Genomic DNA, 12,719 nt, shown 5'->3' on the forward strand with positions numbered 1-12,719 from the left:
TTTAGAAGCGCGCTTTGGGCGTCGCCACCGGAATCGGATGGCTGCCGTCGAGCGGCAGGAAGCGTCCCTGATCCGCGTCGTAAGCTTTGATTTCGCTGGTTTCGATGTTGTAGACCCAGCCATGGATGAACAGTTGACCGTTCGCCATGCGCGAGGCTACCGAAGGATGGGTACGCAAGTGCTGCAGTTGGGCGATGACGTTCTCCTCGGTGAGGATCGGCATGCTTTCTTTTTCGTCGGCGCAATTACAGTTTTCGTGCACCATGGTTTTTGCCACTTCGGCGTGGCGCAACCAGGCTTTGACCGTCGGCATTTTTTCCAGGCTGTCCGGGTTGAGTACCGCACGCATGGCGCCGCAATCGGAATGGCCGCAGATGATGATGTGCTGCACGCCCAGTGCCAGCACCGCGTATTCGATGGCGGTGGAAACGCCACCGTTCATCTGGCCGTAAGGCGGCACGACGTTGCCGACGTTACGGGTCACGAACAGATCCCCGGGGGAGCTCTGGGTGATCAGCTCGGGCACGATGCGCGAGTCGGCACAGGTGATGAACATTGCCCGTGGCGATTGCGCCGTGGCGAGTTTCTTGAAGAGTTCTTCCTGTTGGGGGAAGACCTCATGATGAAAATGCAAAAAGCCGTCAACGATCGTTCGCAGCGCTGCATCGGCGGATGCCGCCCCAGGGACGGCTTGCGCCGACGCAGCCAACGGCTGTTTATCCTTGTCACTCATGATTCATCCTCTTTGGCGGATTCGGGGAGTCGTTCCCGTGTATTCCGGTATGAAGCCAGTGGCTGTTTAAAACATCCGGGCCATCCCGACCCGTCAGTCACTCGATGAACAAGGTAGCCGCCGAAACTTAACTCAAACTGAATCAAGCGCTCTAGAACGTGTGTTCCAGATCACAAAAAACGTGACTGGCGTGTTTCGACGGAAGGATTCCAACCCATCAACCGTAGGCTAATTGTCGCTAAATCAATGACATCTGGCGACCCGGCGGACAGAAGGCCGCGCAATCGAGGTTGTAGCCTTCACGGTGGTTCAAACCGAGACGTTTAATGGCTTTGGCAAAACGCTGCGCAAGCAGGTCGGCAAACGGCCCCTCGCCGCGCATCCTCGCGCCGAAACGGCTGTCGTAGAGCTCGCCGCCACGGCTCTGGCGGATCAGGCTCAGCACATGGGCGGCGCGCTGCGGATAGTGCGCCTGCAGCCATTCCTCGAACAACGGCGCCACCTCCAGCGGCAGGCGCAACATCATGTAGGCGGCGCTTTGCGCGCCAGCGGCGTGGGCTTCGGTCAGCAGGCTTTCGATTTCGCTGTCGTTGATCATCGGAATCATTGGCGAACACAGCACCCCCACGGGAATGCCTGCTTCGCGCATCACCCGGATCGCTCGTAATCGGGCTTTGGGCGCGGCGGCACGGGGTTCGAGGATGCGTTTGAGTTCGTCGTCCAGCGTGGTCAGGCTGATCATCACCGCCACCAGCCGTTGCTGCGCCAGTTCGGTGAGCAGGTCGAGGTCGCGCAGGATCAGCGAACCCTTGGTGACAATGGTCACCGGATGCCGGTAGCGCAGCAGCACTTCGAGGGTCTGCCGGGTGATCTTGTGCTCGCGTTCGATGGGCTGATACGGATCGGTGTTGGAACCCAGATTGATCGGCGCGCATTGATAGCCCTTTTTCCCAAGCTGTTCCTCCAGCACCTGGGCGGCGTTGGTCTTGGCGATCAGCCGGGTTTCGAAATCCAGCCCCGGCGACATGTCCCAATAGGCGTGGCTCGGTCGCGCATAGCAATAGATGCAACCGTGCTCGCAGCCGCGGTAGGGATTGATCGAGCGGTCGAACGGCAGGTCAGGCGAGGTGTTGCGGGTGATGATGGTTTTCGCGGTCTCGATCATCACCTCGGTGTTCTGCGTCTCGGGCACTTCCTGGTACCAGCCGTCGTCCTCGACCACCGAGCGATTCGGCGCAAAGCGGTTGTGCGGGTTGGTCGCGGTGCCGCGACCGCGAGGTGGCAATGGAGTAGACATGAAAACGCCCCGATACTGTATATGCACACAGTATCGGGGCGTAGCACATCTGACTAGTGCCGTCGGGCGATTGCTCAGTTGTTGTGTTGCGTCACCTGACCGAGGTCATCACCGGACGTGGTCTGCATGTCATCCTTGCGCAGCGCGGCCACATCACTGGCCTTGACCGGTGCCCCTTTGTTGCCCCAGCTGCCACGAATGAAACTCACCACATCCGCCACTTCCTGATCCGACAACCGCCAGGCGTACGCCGGCATGGTGAAGGTCGATGGCGCGGTGTGTGTGGCCGGCAGGGTGCCGCCCTTGAGCACGATGTGGATCAGCGAGGTCGGGTCTTCCGATTGCAGCACCGGATTGCCCGCCAGCGCCGGGAACACTCGGGTGTAACCATGGCCGTCGGTACGGTGGCAGGCCGCGCAGTTGTCGATGTACACCGCCGCGCCGCGCTGGCTGTCGTCGCCGTTCCACAGGGCTTTGGCCGCTTTCTCGTCGTACTGGTGCGGCTGATCGTTTGGATCAACTGCCGGCAGCGACTTGAGGTAACGAGCAATTGCGATCAGGTCGGCATCGGTCATGTACTGCATGCTGTGGGTGACCACATCGCTCATGCCGCCGAACACTGCACTGCGGTCGCTGCGCCCGGTTTTGAGGAATTGCACCAGTTGCGCTTCGCTCCAGCTGCCCAGGCCATCCTTGTGATCACCGCGCAAACTCTTGGCGATCCAGCCTTCCAGCGGCGCACTGCCGGCGAGGAAGTTCTTGCCGTCGGTGGCGCTCAGGGATTTTTCCTGCATGGTCAGGGCCCGTGGCGTGTGGCAGGCGCCGCAATGGCCGAGGCCTTCGACCAGATAGGCGCCGCGGTCGATCACCGGATCATCCGAGGTGGCCTTGTAGTCCTCGACCTTCGGCGCGAACAGCCAGCGCCAGCCCATCAGCGGCCAGCGCATGCTCAGCGGCCATGGAATGTCGCTGGCCTTGTTCTCCTGGGCCACCGGTTCGACGCCGTGCATGAAGTAAGCGTAAAGCGCTTGCATGTCGGTTTCGCTGACCCGGGCGTAGGACGGATAGGGCATTGCCGGGTACAACGTGCTGCCGTTTTTGGCGACGCCGTGGCGCACCGCTTTGTCGAAATCCTCGAAGCTGTAATCACCGACACCGGTTTTGTCCGGGGTGATGTTGGTCGAATAGATCGTGCCGATCGGCGTTTCCATCGGCAGGCCGCCGGCGAACGATTTGCCGCCCTTGGCGGTGTGGCAGGCCACGCAGTCACCCGCGCGGGCGAGGTATTCGCCTTGTTTGATCAACGCTTGATCGACATCGGCGGCGTGCACGGCAGCACTGCCGAGCAGGGCCAGGGTAGCAATAACGAGATTTTTCATGGTCATCGCTCCTTAAGCCTGAACCAGCGGGCCGGGGTTTTTCAGGTATTGCTCGCGAATCGCCTTGGCCGACCAGTAGGTCAACGCCGCCACCAGCCCGGTCGGGTTGTAACCCAGGCCCTGCGGGAATGCCGAAGCTCCCGGCACGAACACGTTGTGCACGTCCCAGCTCTGCAAGTAACGGTTCAGAGCACTCTTCTTCGGATCGGTGCCCATGATCGCGCCACCGTTGAGGTGGGTGGTCTGGTAGGCCGCGGTGTTGAAGTGATCACCGACCTGCTTGCCGATCACCGCGATGGCTTTCGGGCCCATGGCTTGGGCGACCTTGCCCATTTTCTCGACCATGAAGCGGTTCATCTTGATGTCGTTTTCCTGCCAGTCGAAGGTCATGCGCAGCAGCGGCAAACCGTAGGCGTCGCGGTACACCGGGTCCAGATCGAGGTAGTTGCCACGGTAGGACTGATGCGCGCCGTGGGCGTCCATCGACACCTGGTGGGTGTAGTAATCGGCGGTCGCGCGCTTCCACTGGCTGCCCCAGGCCGGGGTGCCGGGCGGGTTCGAGGTGCCGGCAATCGGACGGCTGCCCGCTTGGTTGACCCACATCGGTGAACCGCCGACGAAGCCGTGCGGACCGTGGTCGAAGTTGTCGGCGTTGAAATCGTCCAGCGCCACGCCGTTGCCGCCGGCGCCGATGAAGTTGTTGGTGTGGGTGTCCTTGTCGAAGAACGCCTTGATGGTCGCCATGTTCTGGTAGGCGAAGTTACGCCCGACCACGCCTTCGCCGCTGATCGGGTCGTACGGTTTGCCGATGCCCGAGAGCAGCATCAGGCGCACGTTGTGCAGCTGGAAGGCGCCGAGGATCACCAGATCCGCCGGTTGCTCGATCTCGCGGCCCTGGCCGTCGATGTAAGTCACGCCGGTGGCTTTGGACTTGGTGCTGTCGAGGTTGACCCGCAGCACATGGGCGTTGGCGCGCAGCTCGAAATTCGGCAGCGGACGCAGCGCCGGCAGAATGTTCACGTTCGGCGAAGCCTTGGAATACATGTAGCAAACGTAACCGCTGCAGAATCCGCAGAAGTTGCACGGGCCCATCTGCGCGCCGTAGGGATTGGTGTAAGGGCCTGAAGTATTCGCCGAAGGCAGGTTGTAGGGTTTGTAACCGACCTCTGTCGCCGCTTTGCCGAACAGTTGTGCGGAAACGGTGTTCTTCTGCGCTTCCAGCGGGAACGGATTGGAGCGATCCGGTGCGTACGGGTTACCGCCCTTGCCCTGACCGACCAGTTGGCCCTTCACGGTCCAGGCCTGGCCGGAGGTGCCGAAGACTTTTTCGGCGAAATCGAAGAACGGCTCCAGCTCTTCATAGCTGACGCCGAAGTCCTGGATGGTCATGTCCTTGGGGATGAAACTCTTGCCGTAGCGTTCTTCGTAATGGCTGCGCATGCGCAGTTCGATCGGATCGACGCGAAAGTGCACGCCCGACCAGTGCAGACCGGCGCCGCCGACACCATTGCCCGGCAGGAACGCACCCAACTGGCGGTTCGGCAGGGCAATGTCGTTGACGCTGTGGCGGATGGTGACGGTTTCTTTCGAGATGTCCTGAAAGAGTTTTTTGCGCACGCTGTAGGTGAGTTCGTCGATCACCTGCGGATAGTTGCCGTCGGGATAGGTGTCCTGCATCGGCCCGCGCTCCAGCGCCAGCACGTTGAGCCCGGCTTCGGTCAGCTCCTTGGCCATGATCGCGCCAGTCCAGCCGAAACCGACGATCACTGCGTCGACCTTCTTCATTACCGTTGCCATGCTCAAGCCCTCTCGCCGCGAATCGAAACTGCCGGGAAGGGGTATTGCTCGTTGCGTTCCACCCAATCCATGAAATCGGCGCGGGCGCCGGGGAAGCCGATCATGGTCCAGCCGACCATGCCTTTATTGCCACCGTGGATCGGGTCGCAGAAGAACCCTTCCTTGGTGTTTTGCAGCAGCAGGCTGAAGAAAATCTTCGCGGGAACCGCATCGAACTGCGGTTTTCCGGCTTCAAGTTGCTTGAGCAGATCGTCTCGGGTAGCGCTGTCTTGCTCGGCAAATGTTTTACCGTTGAGCGATTTTGCCCACTGATCCGTCGCGGCGATGCCCAGGCGATAGATCTCTTTTGGCACCAGTTTGCTCTGCCAGCCCATCTCCGGCGCGGCGTCGGCGTTGAACGGGCCTTGCATGTACCACAGGGCACCGGCGGCGTACGGGGTGTTCATCTGGCGGTCGATGTATTCCGGCACGCCGGCTTCCAGGGCGCCCGGGCCTTGCTCGTCGTTGGGGATCAATTGCGCCACGGCGGCGTTGATGAAGGCCCATTCCTCGGCGGTGAAATAGCTCGGCTGATAAGCACTGGCGTCCGCCTTGGCCGGTGTGGCTGCTGGCGCCGCCGGGGTAGCCTCAGGCGCAGCTTGCAACACGCTGCTGCCCAGACCGGTACCGGCGAGGGTGACCACGGGAATCAGGGTCAGGGATTTGCGCAGGAACTCACGCCGGGGGTTGTCTCGATCTGCATCAGACATGGGGGTGCACCTCATCAGGCATTGATGGTTGTCCGTTTCTGCGAACGGCTTGAGCATTTTTTCGTCGCGGCGTGGCCCGGTGGTTGACCGGGAAAAGGGGGACGCCTGCAACATCGTGTGACAAATGGTAGCAGGCTACACATCGGGATGAACCGATTCAGCGGAAAAACCCACAGTTTTTTACTGAAGTGCTCAATGAAATCGTGCGGATTCACGATTCTTTGACAAGTGCCTCACAGGGCTTTGACCCTCATCCCTGGAAACTACGGGACCTTTCATTGATGAATCCCGATACGGTCAGCCCAGCATGTCTCGAGTGCGCCTTTTTCCTGCTTTGTGTTTGTCGCTTGTTGCCCTGCTGCATTTGATGCCGGCCCAGGCTGACGCCTCTGCGCCGTCGCGCCCGCCGGAGTGGGCGCAGCCGGTGGAAGTGCAATACAACCTGTTCCAGATGTCGCCCACGCTCTACCGCAGTGCCTTGCCGGATGGCGGCGTGGTGCCGTTGTTGAAAAATCTGAAAGTGGTGACGGTGATCAACTTCCTGCCGGAAGCTGACAGCAATTGGTTGTCCGAGCCGGGTATCAATCAGGTGCAGTTGCCATATCGCACCAACCACGTTGATGACAGCGATGTGCTCAAGACCCTGCGCGCGATTCAGGCTGCCGAAACCAACGGCCCGGTGCTGATGCATTGCAAGCATGGTTCCGACCGCACCGGCCTGATGGCGGCGATGTACCGGATTGTGGTGCAGGGCTGGAGCAAGGAAGACGCGTTGCGTGAAATGACCGAAGGTGGTTTTGGCGAAAGCGGTCACTTCAAAGATAGCGTGCGCTACGTGATGCAGGCTGATGTCGACAAACTGCGCACCGCGCTGGCCAACGGCGATTGCAGCACCAGTGCCTTTGCCACCTGCTCGATGAAGAGCTGGTTCCAGTCGGTCAACCTCAAGTAAGCCGCACCCTCCACGGCATTGCACCGTGGAGGGTCAATCGCCGGCTCAGTCTTCGGACTTTTTCTTCAGTTTCGGATTCGGGAAAAACTGCACGGCCTGGACCGTCTTGTCCGCCGCCGGCTTGAGCGCGCTGGTATTGACCCGCGTGCCCAGTTCCTTGGGAACCGACAACCCCTGCTCGTTCAGCGTATCCGAGTAACCGCAGGCCACGCACTCGCGGTGCGGCACGCTGTCCTCGTTCCACATCATCAGTTTGTCCGGCTCGCTGCACGCCGGGCAGACAGCCCCGGCGATAAAGCGCTTCTTGGTAATCACAGGTGCCTCACTCATGCTGCTGCGTCCTCACTCAGGCCGCTATGGCGCAAGAGTGCGTCAATCGATGGCTCACGGCCACGGAAGTCGACGAACAGCACCATCGGCGCCTGCGAACCGCCGCGCGCCAGAATCGCTTCGCGGAAGGCGCGACCGGTCTCGGCGTTGAGCACGCCGTCTTCTTCGAACTTGGAGAAGGCATCGGCTGACAGCACTTCCGCCCACTTGTAGCTGTAGTAACCCGCCGCGTAACCGCCGGCGAAGATGTGCGCGAAGCTGTTGGGGAAGCGGTTGTACGCCGGTGGACGCATCACCGACACCTCATCGCGCACGCCCTCCAGCACCTGGGCCACGCTGCGACCGTCACCGTGGGTGGCGTGCAGTTCGAAGTCGAACAGCGAGAATTCCAGCTGACGCACCATCATCAGCCCGGACTGGAAGTTCTTCGCTGCGAGCATTTTTTCCAGCAGGTCCTGCGGCAGTGGTTCGCCGGTTTCGTAGTGACCGGAGATCAGCGCCAGGCCTTCCGGCTCCCAGCACCAGTTTTCCATGAACTGGCTTGGCAGCTCGACCGCATCCCACGCCACGCCGTTGATCCCGGAGACACCGGCGTGATCGACACGGGTCAGCAGGTGATGCAGGCCATGGCCGAATTCATGGAACAGGGTGGTCACTTCATCATGGGTCAGCAGTGCAGGCTTGCCGCTGTCGGCCGGGGTGAAGTTGCACACCAGGTTGGCCACCGGGCTTTGCAGCACGCCGTCGACGGTGCGGCGACGGTCGCGGGCGCCGTCCATCCACGCACCGCCGCGCTTGTTGGCGCGGGCATACAGGTCAAAGAAGAAGCGGCCGACGTGCTGGCCATTTTCCTTGATTTCGAACAGGCGCACGTCCGGGTGCCAGGTATCGAAGCCTTTCAGTTCAGCGATTTCGATGCCATACAGGCGCTGGACGATGGCGAACAGACCACCGAGGACTTTATCGATCGGGAAGTAGGCGCGCAGGGTTTCCTGAGCGACGCTGTAGCGTTGCTCGCGGAGTTTTTCCCCGTAGAAACCGCTGTCCCAGCTTTGCAGATCAGCGCAGCCCTGCTCGGCGGCGTAGGCGCGCAGCTGCTGCAGATCCTGCGCGGCGAACGGCTTGCTGCGTTTGGCCAGGTCGCGCAGGAAGCTCAGCACCTGATCGCTGGACTCGGCCATTTTGGTCGCCAGGCTCAGCTCGGAGAAACTGGCGAAGCCCAACAGCTTGGCCAGCTCCTGACGCAGGTCGAGGATCTCTTCCATCACCGGGCCGTTGTCGTTCTGACCGGCGTTCGGGCCTTGATCCGACGCACGGGTGCAGTAGGCGGCGTAGACTTCTTCACGCAGCGCGCGGTCTTGCGCGTAGGTCATCACCGCGTAGTAGCTCGGAAATTCCAGGGTGATCAGCCAGCCATCAAGGCCTTTGGCCTGCGCGGCGGCGGCCATTTGCGCCTTGGCCGAATCGGTCAGGCCGGCGAGGGCGGCTTCGTCGGTGACGTGCTTGGTCCAGGCTTGCGTGGCGTCGAGCAACTGGTTGGAGAAGCGGCTGCCCAGCTCGGACAGTTTGCTCTGCACTTCGGCGTAACGCTTCTGTTCGGCTTCCGGCAGGTCGATACCCGACAGACGGAAATCGCGCAGGGCGTGTTCCAGAATGGTTTTTTGCGCCACATCGAAACCGGCGGCTTCCGGGCTGTTGGCCAACGCTTCATAAGCCTGGAACAGTTCGCGGTTCTGGCCCATCTCAGTGGAGTAGGCGCTCAGGGCTGGCAGGCACGACTCGTAGGCTTCGCGCAGTTCAGCGCTGTTGCACACGGCGTTGAGATGGCTGACCGGACTCCAGGCAGCGCCGAGGCGATCGTTGAGTTCGTCCATTGCCAGCACCAGGCCGGCCCACGTCGGATTCTGGCCCTGGGTCTTGAGGATTTCGGCGATGGCGGCGCGGTTGTCGGCCAGGATCGTTTCGATGGCTGGCAGCACGTGTTCGGCACGGATCGTGGAGAACGGCGGCAGGTCGTAGGACTGCAGAAGAGGGTTGTTCACGCTCACGGTTGGCACCTTGGCTGGAAGAAACATGCGCCCATCTTAATTACAATCGACACTCACCGCAGCTATCGGCGACAGAGAGAGAACTTATCGTGCCCGTTCGCAAGTACCAGAATCACACCCCGCAACTCGGCAAAGGCGCGTTTGTCGACGCCTCGGCGGTGGTGATCGGCGACGTCGAAATCGGCGAAGACAGCTCCGTCTGGCCGCTGACCGTGATCCGTGGCGACATGCACCGCATCCGCATCGGTGCGCGCACCAGCGTGCAGGACGGCTGCGTGCTGCACATCACCCACGCCGGCCCGTTCAACCCGGATGGTTTCCCGCTGCTGATCGGCGATGACGTGACCATCGCCCACAAGGTCATGCTGCATGGCTGCAGCGTCGGCAGTCGCGTGTTGATCGGCATGGGCAGCATCGTCATGGACGGCGCGGTGGTCGAGGATGATGTGATCATCGGCGCCGGCAGCCTGGTGCCGCCGGGCAAGCGCCTGCAAAGTGGCTTTCTGTACGTGGGCAGCCCGGTGAAGCAGATCCGCCCGCTGACCGACAAGGAACAAGCCTTCTTCACCTACAGCGCGGCGAACTACGTGAAGCTCAAGGACCTGCATCTGGCCGAAGGCTACGACCAGCTCTGAAACGACTTACACCTGCTCAGGATTTCTCATGCATTACCAGACCGTACTGTTCGACCTCGATGGCACCCTGACCGACCCGCGTGAAGGCATCACCCGTTCCATCCAGTTTGCCTTAAGCAAACTCGGCATCGACGAGCCGGACCTGACCAAACTCGAACACTTCATCGGCCCGCCGCTGTTGCAGGCGTTCATGCAGTTCTATGGCTTCGACGAGGCCAAGGCCTGGCAAGCGGTGAATTTCTACCGCGAGCGCTTCAAGGTCACCGGCCTGTACGAAAACCGTGTGTTCGATGGCGTCACGCCGCTGCTGGAAACTCTCAGCGGGCAAGGGCGACAGCTGTATATCGCGACCTCCAAACCTTGGGAGTTCGCCCGGGAAATCGCCCGGCACTTCGACTTCGCTAAACACTTCAAGGTGATCTACGGCAGTGAGCTGGATGGCACGCGAACCAACAAGGTCGAGCTGATTGCGCACCTGATCGCCGAAGAAGGGCTGGATCCGGCCAATACGCTGATGATCGGCGACCGCAAGCATGACCTGATCGGTGCGCGCAGCAACGGCGTGGATGCGGCGGCGGTGGGGTATGGGTTTGGCAGTTTTGAAGAGTTGAGTGCAGAGGCGCCGGCTTATCATTTTGAAACGCTGGCGGAGTTGCACCAGGCGTTTTTGCGGCGCTGATCAGTCAGTCTTCGCGAGCAAGCCCGCTCCCACAAAGTGAATGCATTTCAACTGTGGGAGCGGGCTTGCTCGCGAAGGGGCCGGTTCAGCCAATGCGCAATCAGGATTCGGCCAGCGCTCTAAGTGCCGCCTTACGCTCAGCCACCGGCAGCTCACCCAACCTCTCGACCTCAGCATAAAACCGCAGCCAATCCCCCCCGACCTGCCTGAACAACGCCGCAAACGCCGGCACCCACTGGTCATACAGCCCGAACGGCAACAACCGCGCATTATTCAACGGCGCATTGACCCAAGTGTCATAACGCTTGTCGCCGCCCCACTGGCTGTCGCGCATCACCCGGTAATTCTGGCGAAACCGCTCGAACTCCGCCGCTTTGCGGGCTCGCATCTGTTCGGCTGGCAGCGGCTGCGTATAGAGCTTCTCCAGACGTGAACGGGTCTCGAGCACCAGTACGGTGAACTGGTCGCGCTGGGTGATCAACGAGCTGTTCTCCGGCGGCAAGCCGCGAAACGCGCGCCACTGGCGGGTGCCTTCCTGTTCGACGAAGGTGGCGTAAGACTCGTTGAACTCGGTGTCGTCTTTCACGTAGAAGCGCTGGTGCGCCAGTTCGTGAAAGATCAGCGTGGCCACGCGTTCGTCGCCCCAGCCCATCATCGAATTGAGAATCGGGTCATTGAACCAGCCGAGCGTCGAGTAGGCCTCGACGCCGCCAATCGACACGTCCATGCCCTGCAGGCGCTGGATCGCCGCCTCGCCACGGGCCGCGCTCTGACTGTAATAGCCGCGGTAGGCCACGCACCCGGCAATCGGGAAGCAATGGCTCTGGGGCGTCAGGGAAAACTCCGGAGTGGCGAACACGTTCCACACCACATAGGGCCGGCCGATGTCAGCGTACAGCCGATAGCTCTGGTTGTCCGGCAGGTGCAAGTGCTCGCTGGCGAAGACTCGGGCCTTTTGCGACTGGACCAGGTGCGCGCGCAATGTTGCGTCGCGGCTCGGGTCGGCAATCACCTCCGCCACCGGCTCACGCGCCCGCAGCAACTGCAACTGGCCGCCAGCCAACTGGCTGTAATAGCTGACGCTGGAACAACCGTTGAGCAACAAAAGCATCACACCCGGAAACAAAATCCGAAAAACGCGATCAAGTAACCCATGGCTTGGAAGCGGCCTGCTCAAAATAAAAATCCTTTGGAAAGTCTGCCCGCAAGACTATCCCGCCATTTGGAGCTTCGCTATGCGCATGTTGATGCTGACAGGAGGCCTGCTGACGCTGGCCGGTTGTGCCGGATTCGGAATGCCCGATCCTGACCCCTCGCAAGCCTGGATCGATCTCGATGCCCGGCAACAGGACACCGCGCTGCAAGCGCTGAAAGTCGATGACAAGGTGACCGTCGACAAACGTTATTTTGAGGTTGAGCCCGGCAGCCACCAATTGCAGGTGCGCTATCAATTCCCGGTCGAAGCCACCAACATCGGCCCCGATGCCGAACCGCTGTGGCGCGACTGCCAGTTGAATGTGAAATTCAAGGACTTCAACGCCGGTCAGCGTTATCAGCTGCAAGCTGGCAGCATCGGTTTCCGGCCATGGGCCAAGCTCTATGACGAGCAACACAATGTGGTCGGCCAGGGCACACCGGCAGGCTGTCAGCGCACTTGATCGGGGCTATGCTTAAGGTCTGAATCCTGAGACATCCATCATGCGCAAGTTGATGCTGTTGCTCGCGTTTGGCGTCATCGCCGGCTGCCAGACCCCATTGCCACCGGTCGATCCACAAATGGCCTGGGTCGATTTCTCGACGCCGACCCCGGGCGGCAAATTGCTCATGGCCGAGCGCCTGGATAATCAACGCCTGAGCGACGGGCGTTTCTTCCAGGTCACCCCCGGCAGCCATGAGCTGCGGGTGCGTTACGACTTCGAAGTGTTTGGCGGCGGCGGCAGTCTGATGACCGGCCCTGTCGAGCGACTGTGCTATCTGTACATCCGCTACGACCATTTCGAGGCCGGGCAGCGTTACATGCTGGAGGGCCGTTCACTCGGCTTCACACCAAGCGCCCGGTTATACAACGCCAGGCACGAAATCGTCGCTGAGGATCGCGACACCGACTGCCTCAGCTGAGA

At 61.1% G+C, this 12,719-nt stretch carries 13 protein-coding genes; 5 read left to right on the plus strand and 8 right to left on the minus strand.

All coding sequences use genetic code 11. From position 1 onward, the window contains the following. Position 1: 1 nt before the first annotated feature. The 5 genes from NTD85_RS25535 to NTD85_RS25555 all read right to left on the minus strand — a co-directional run bounded on the left by NTD85_RS25535 (position 2) and on the right by NTD85_RS25555 (position 5,955). Complete coding sequence (locus tag NTD85_RS25535) at positions 2-733, minus strand: carbonic anhydrase (RefSeq protein WP_103519934.1); 732 nt, start codon at positions 731-733, stop codon at positions 2-4. 238 nt (positions 734-971) lie between these two features. Continuing rightward, complete coding sequence (locus NTD85_RS25540; RefSeq protein ID WP_262143510.1) at positions 972-2,030, minus strand: PA0069 family radical SAM protein; 1,059 nt, start codon at positions 2,028-2,030, stop codon at positions 972-974. A gap of 74 nt (positions 2,031-2,104) precedes the next feature. Next, positions 2,105-3,409: a c-type cytochrome gene (locus NTD85_RS25545; protein ID WP_262143511.1), complete on the minus strand. Its 1,305-nt coding sequence runs from the start codon at positions 3,407-3,409 to the stop codon at positions 2,105-2,107. A gap of 12 nt (positions 3,410-3,421) precedes the next feature. Beyond that, positions 3,422-5,206: a GMC family oxidoreductase gene (locus NTD85_RS25550; RefSeq protein ID WP_003220366.1), complete on the minus strand. Its 1,785-nt coding sequence runs from the start codon at positions 5,204-5,206 to the stop codon at positions 3,422-3,424. A gap of 2 nt (positions 5,207-5,208) precedes the next feature. Next, complete coding sequence (locus tag NTD85_RS25555) at positions 5,209-5,955, minus strand: gluconate 2-dehydrogenase subunit 3 family protein (RefSeq protein ID WP_103519929.1); 747 nt, start codon at positions 5,953-5,955, stop codon at positions 5,209-5,211. Between the two features lie 307 nt (positions 5,956-6,262). Here NTD85_RS25555 and NTD85_RS25560 point away from each other — a divergent pair, with 307 nt between their 5' ends. Further along, positions 6,263-6,907, plus strand: coding sequence for a dual specificity protein phosphatase family protein (locus tag NTD85_RS25560; protein ID WP_045122239.1), 645 nt, complete (start codon positions 6,263-6,265; stop codon positions 6,905-6,907). 45 nt (positions 6,908-6,952) lie between these two features. Here NTD85_RS25560 and NTD85_RS25565 read toward each other — a convergent pair whose 3' ends face one another. Both NTD85_RS25565 and prlC read right to left on the minus strand, forming a co-directional pair. Continuing rightward, on the minus strand, positions 6,953-7,237 hold the full coding sequence (locus NTD85_RS25565; protein ID WP_003220371.1) for a YheV family putative zinc ribbon protein: 285 nt from the start codon (positions 7,235-7,237) through the stop codon (positions 6,953-6,955). After that, positions 7,234-9,312 (minus strand): oligopeptidase A, encoded by a 2,079-nt coding sequence (prlC, locus tag NTD85_RS25570; protein ID WP_262143512.1) that lies wholly within the window; start codon positions 9,310-9,312, stop codon positions 7,234-7,236. Before prlC ends, NTD85_RS25565 begins: the two co-directional genes overlap by 4 nt. Positions 9,313-9,374: 62 nt before the next feature. Here prlC and NTD85_RS25575 point away from each other — a divergent pair, with 62 nt between their 5' ends. Together NTD85_RS25575 and NTD85_RS25580 are read left to right on the plus strand one after the other, a co-directional pair. Continuing rightward, complete coding sequence (locus tag NTD85_RS25575; protein WP_103519928.1) at positions 9,375-9,920, plus strand: gamma carbonic anhydrase family protein; 546 nt, start codon at positions 9,375-9,377, stop codon at positions 9,918-9,920. Positions 9,921-9,948: 28 nt separating this feature from the next. Next, positions 9,949-10,599 (plus strand): HAD family hydrolase, encoded by a 651-nt coding sequence (locus NTD85_RS25580; protein WP_103519927.1) that lies wholly within the window; start codon positions 9,949-9,951, stop codon positions 10,597-10,599. Positions 10,600-10,699: 100 nt separating this feature from the next. Here NTD85_RS25580 and NTD85_RS25585 read toward each other — a convergent pair whose 3' ends face one another. After that, a complete protein-coding gene (locus tag NTD85_RS25585) occupies positions 10,700-11,776 on the minus strand; it encodes an aminopeptidase (protein ID WP_262143513.1) in 1,077 nt (358 codons plus the stop codon). Between the two features lie 58 nt (positions 11,777-11,834). On the opposite strand from NTD85_RS25585, the gene NTD85_RS25590 reads away from it, so the two are divergent. Continuing rightward, positions 11,835-12,257, plus strand: a complete 423-nt coding sequence (locus tag NTD85_RS25590) for a hypothetical protein (protein WP_003220379.1) — start codon at positions 11,835-11,837, stop codon at positions 12,255-12,257. A gap of 40 nt (positions 12,258-12,297) precedes the next feature. Next, a complete protein-coding gene (locus NTD85_RS25595) occupies positions 12,298-12,717 on the plus strand; it encodes a hypothetical protein (protein ID WP_262143514.1) in 420 nt (139 codons plus the stop codon). Positions 12,718-12,719 lie beyond the last annotated feature (2 nt).

The organism is Pseudomonas sp. 13B_3.2_Bac1 (genome assembly GCF_025466205.1).
GTDB lineage: Bacteria > Pseudomonadota > Gammaproteobacteria > Pseudomonadales > Pseudomonadaceae > Aquipseudomonas > Aquipseudomonas fluorescens_H.

Coding starts and splice junctions, on each gene's coding strand:
- NTD85_RS25535 (WP_103519934.1), bottom strand. CDS start 733: ATGAGTGACAAGGATAAACAGCCGTTGGCTGCGTCGGCGCAAGCCGTC.
- NTD85_RS25540 (WP_262143510.1), bottom strand. CDS start 2,030: ATGTCTACTCCATTGCCACCTCGCGGTCGCGGCACCGCGACCAACCCG.
- NTD85_RS25545 (WP_262143511.1), bottom strand. CDS start 3,409: ATGAAAAATCTCGTTATTGCTACCCTGGCCCTGCTCGGCAGTGCTGCC.
- NTD85_RS25550 (WP_003220366.1), bottom strand. CDS start 5,206: ATGGCAACGGTAATGAAGAAGGTCGACGCAGTGATCGTCGGTTTCGGC.
- NTD85_RS25555 (WP_103519929.1), bottom strand. CDS start 5,955: ATGTCTGATGCAGATCGAGACAACCCCCGGCGTGAGTTCCTGCGCAAA.
- NTD85_RS25560 (WP_045122239.1), top strand. CDS start 6,263: ATGTCTCGAGTGCGCCTTTTTCCTGCTTTGTGTTTGTCGCTTGTTGCC.
- NTD85_RS25565 (WP_003220371.1), bottom strand. CDS start 7,237: ATGAGTGAGGCACCTGTGATTACCAAGAAGCGCTTTATCGCCGGGGCT.
- prlC (WP_262143512.1), bottom strand. CDS start 9,312: ATGTTTCTTCCAGCCAAGGTGCCAACCGTGAGCGTGAACAACCCTCTT.
- NTD85_RS25580 (WP_103519927.1), top strand. CDS start 9,949: ATGCATTACCAGACCGTACTGTTCGACCTCGATGGCACCCTGACCGAC.
- NTD85_RS25590 (WP_003220379.1), top strand. CDS start 11,835: ATGCGCATGTTGATGCTGACAGGAGGCCTGCTGACGCTGGCCGGTTGT.
- NTD85_RS25595 (WP_262143514.1), top strand. CDS start 12,298: ATGCGCAAGTTGATGCTGTTGCTCGCGTTTGGCGTCATCGCCGGCTGC.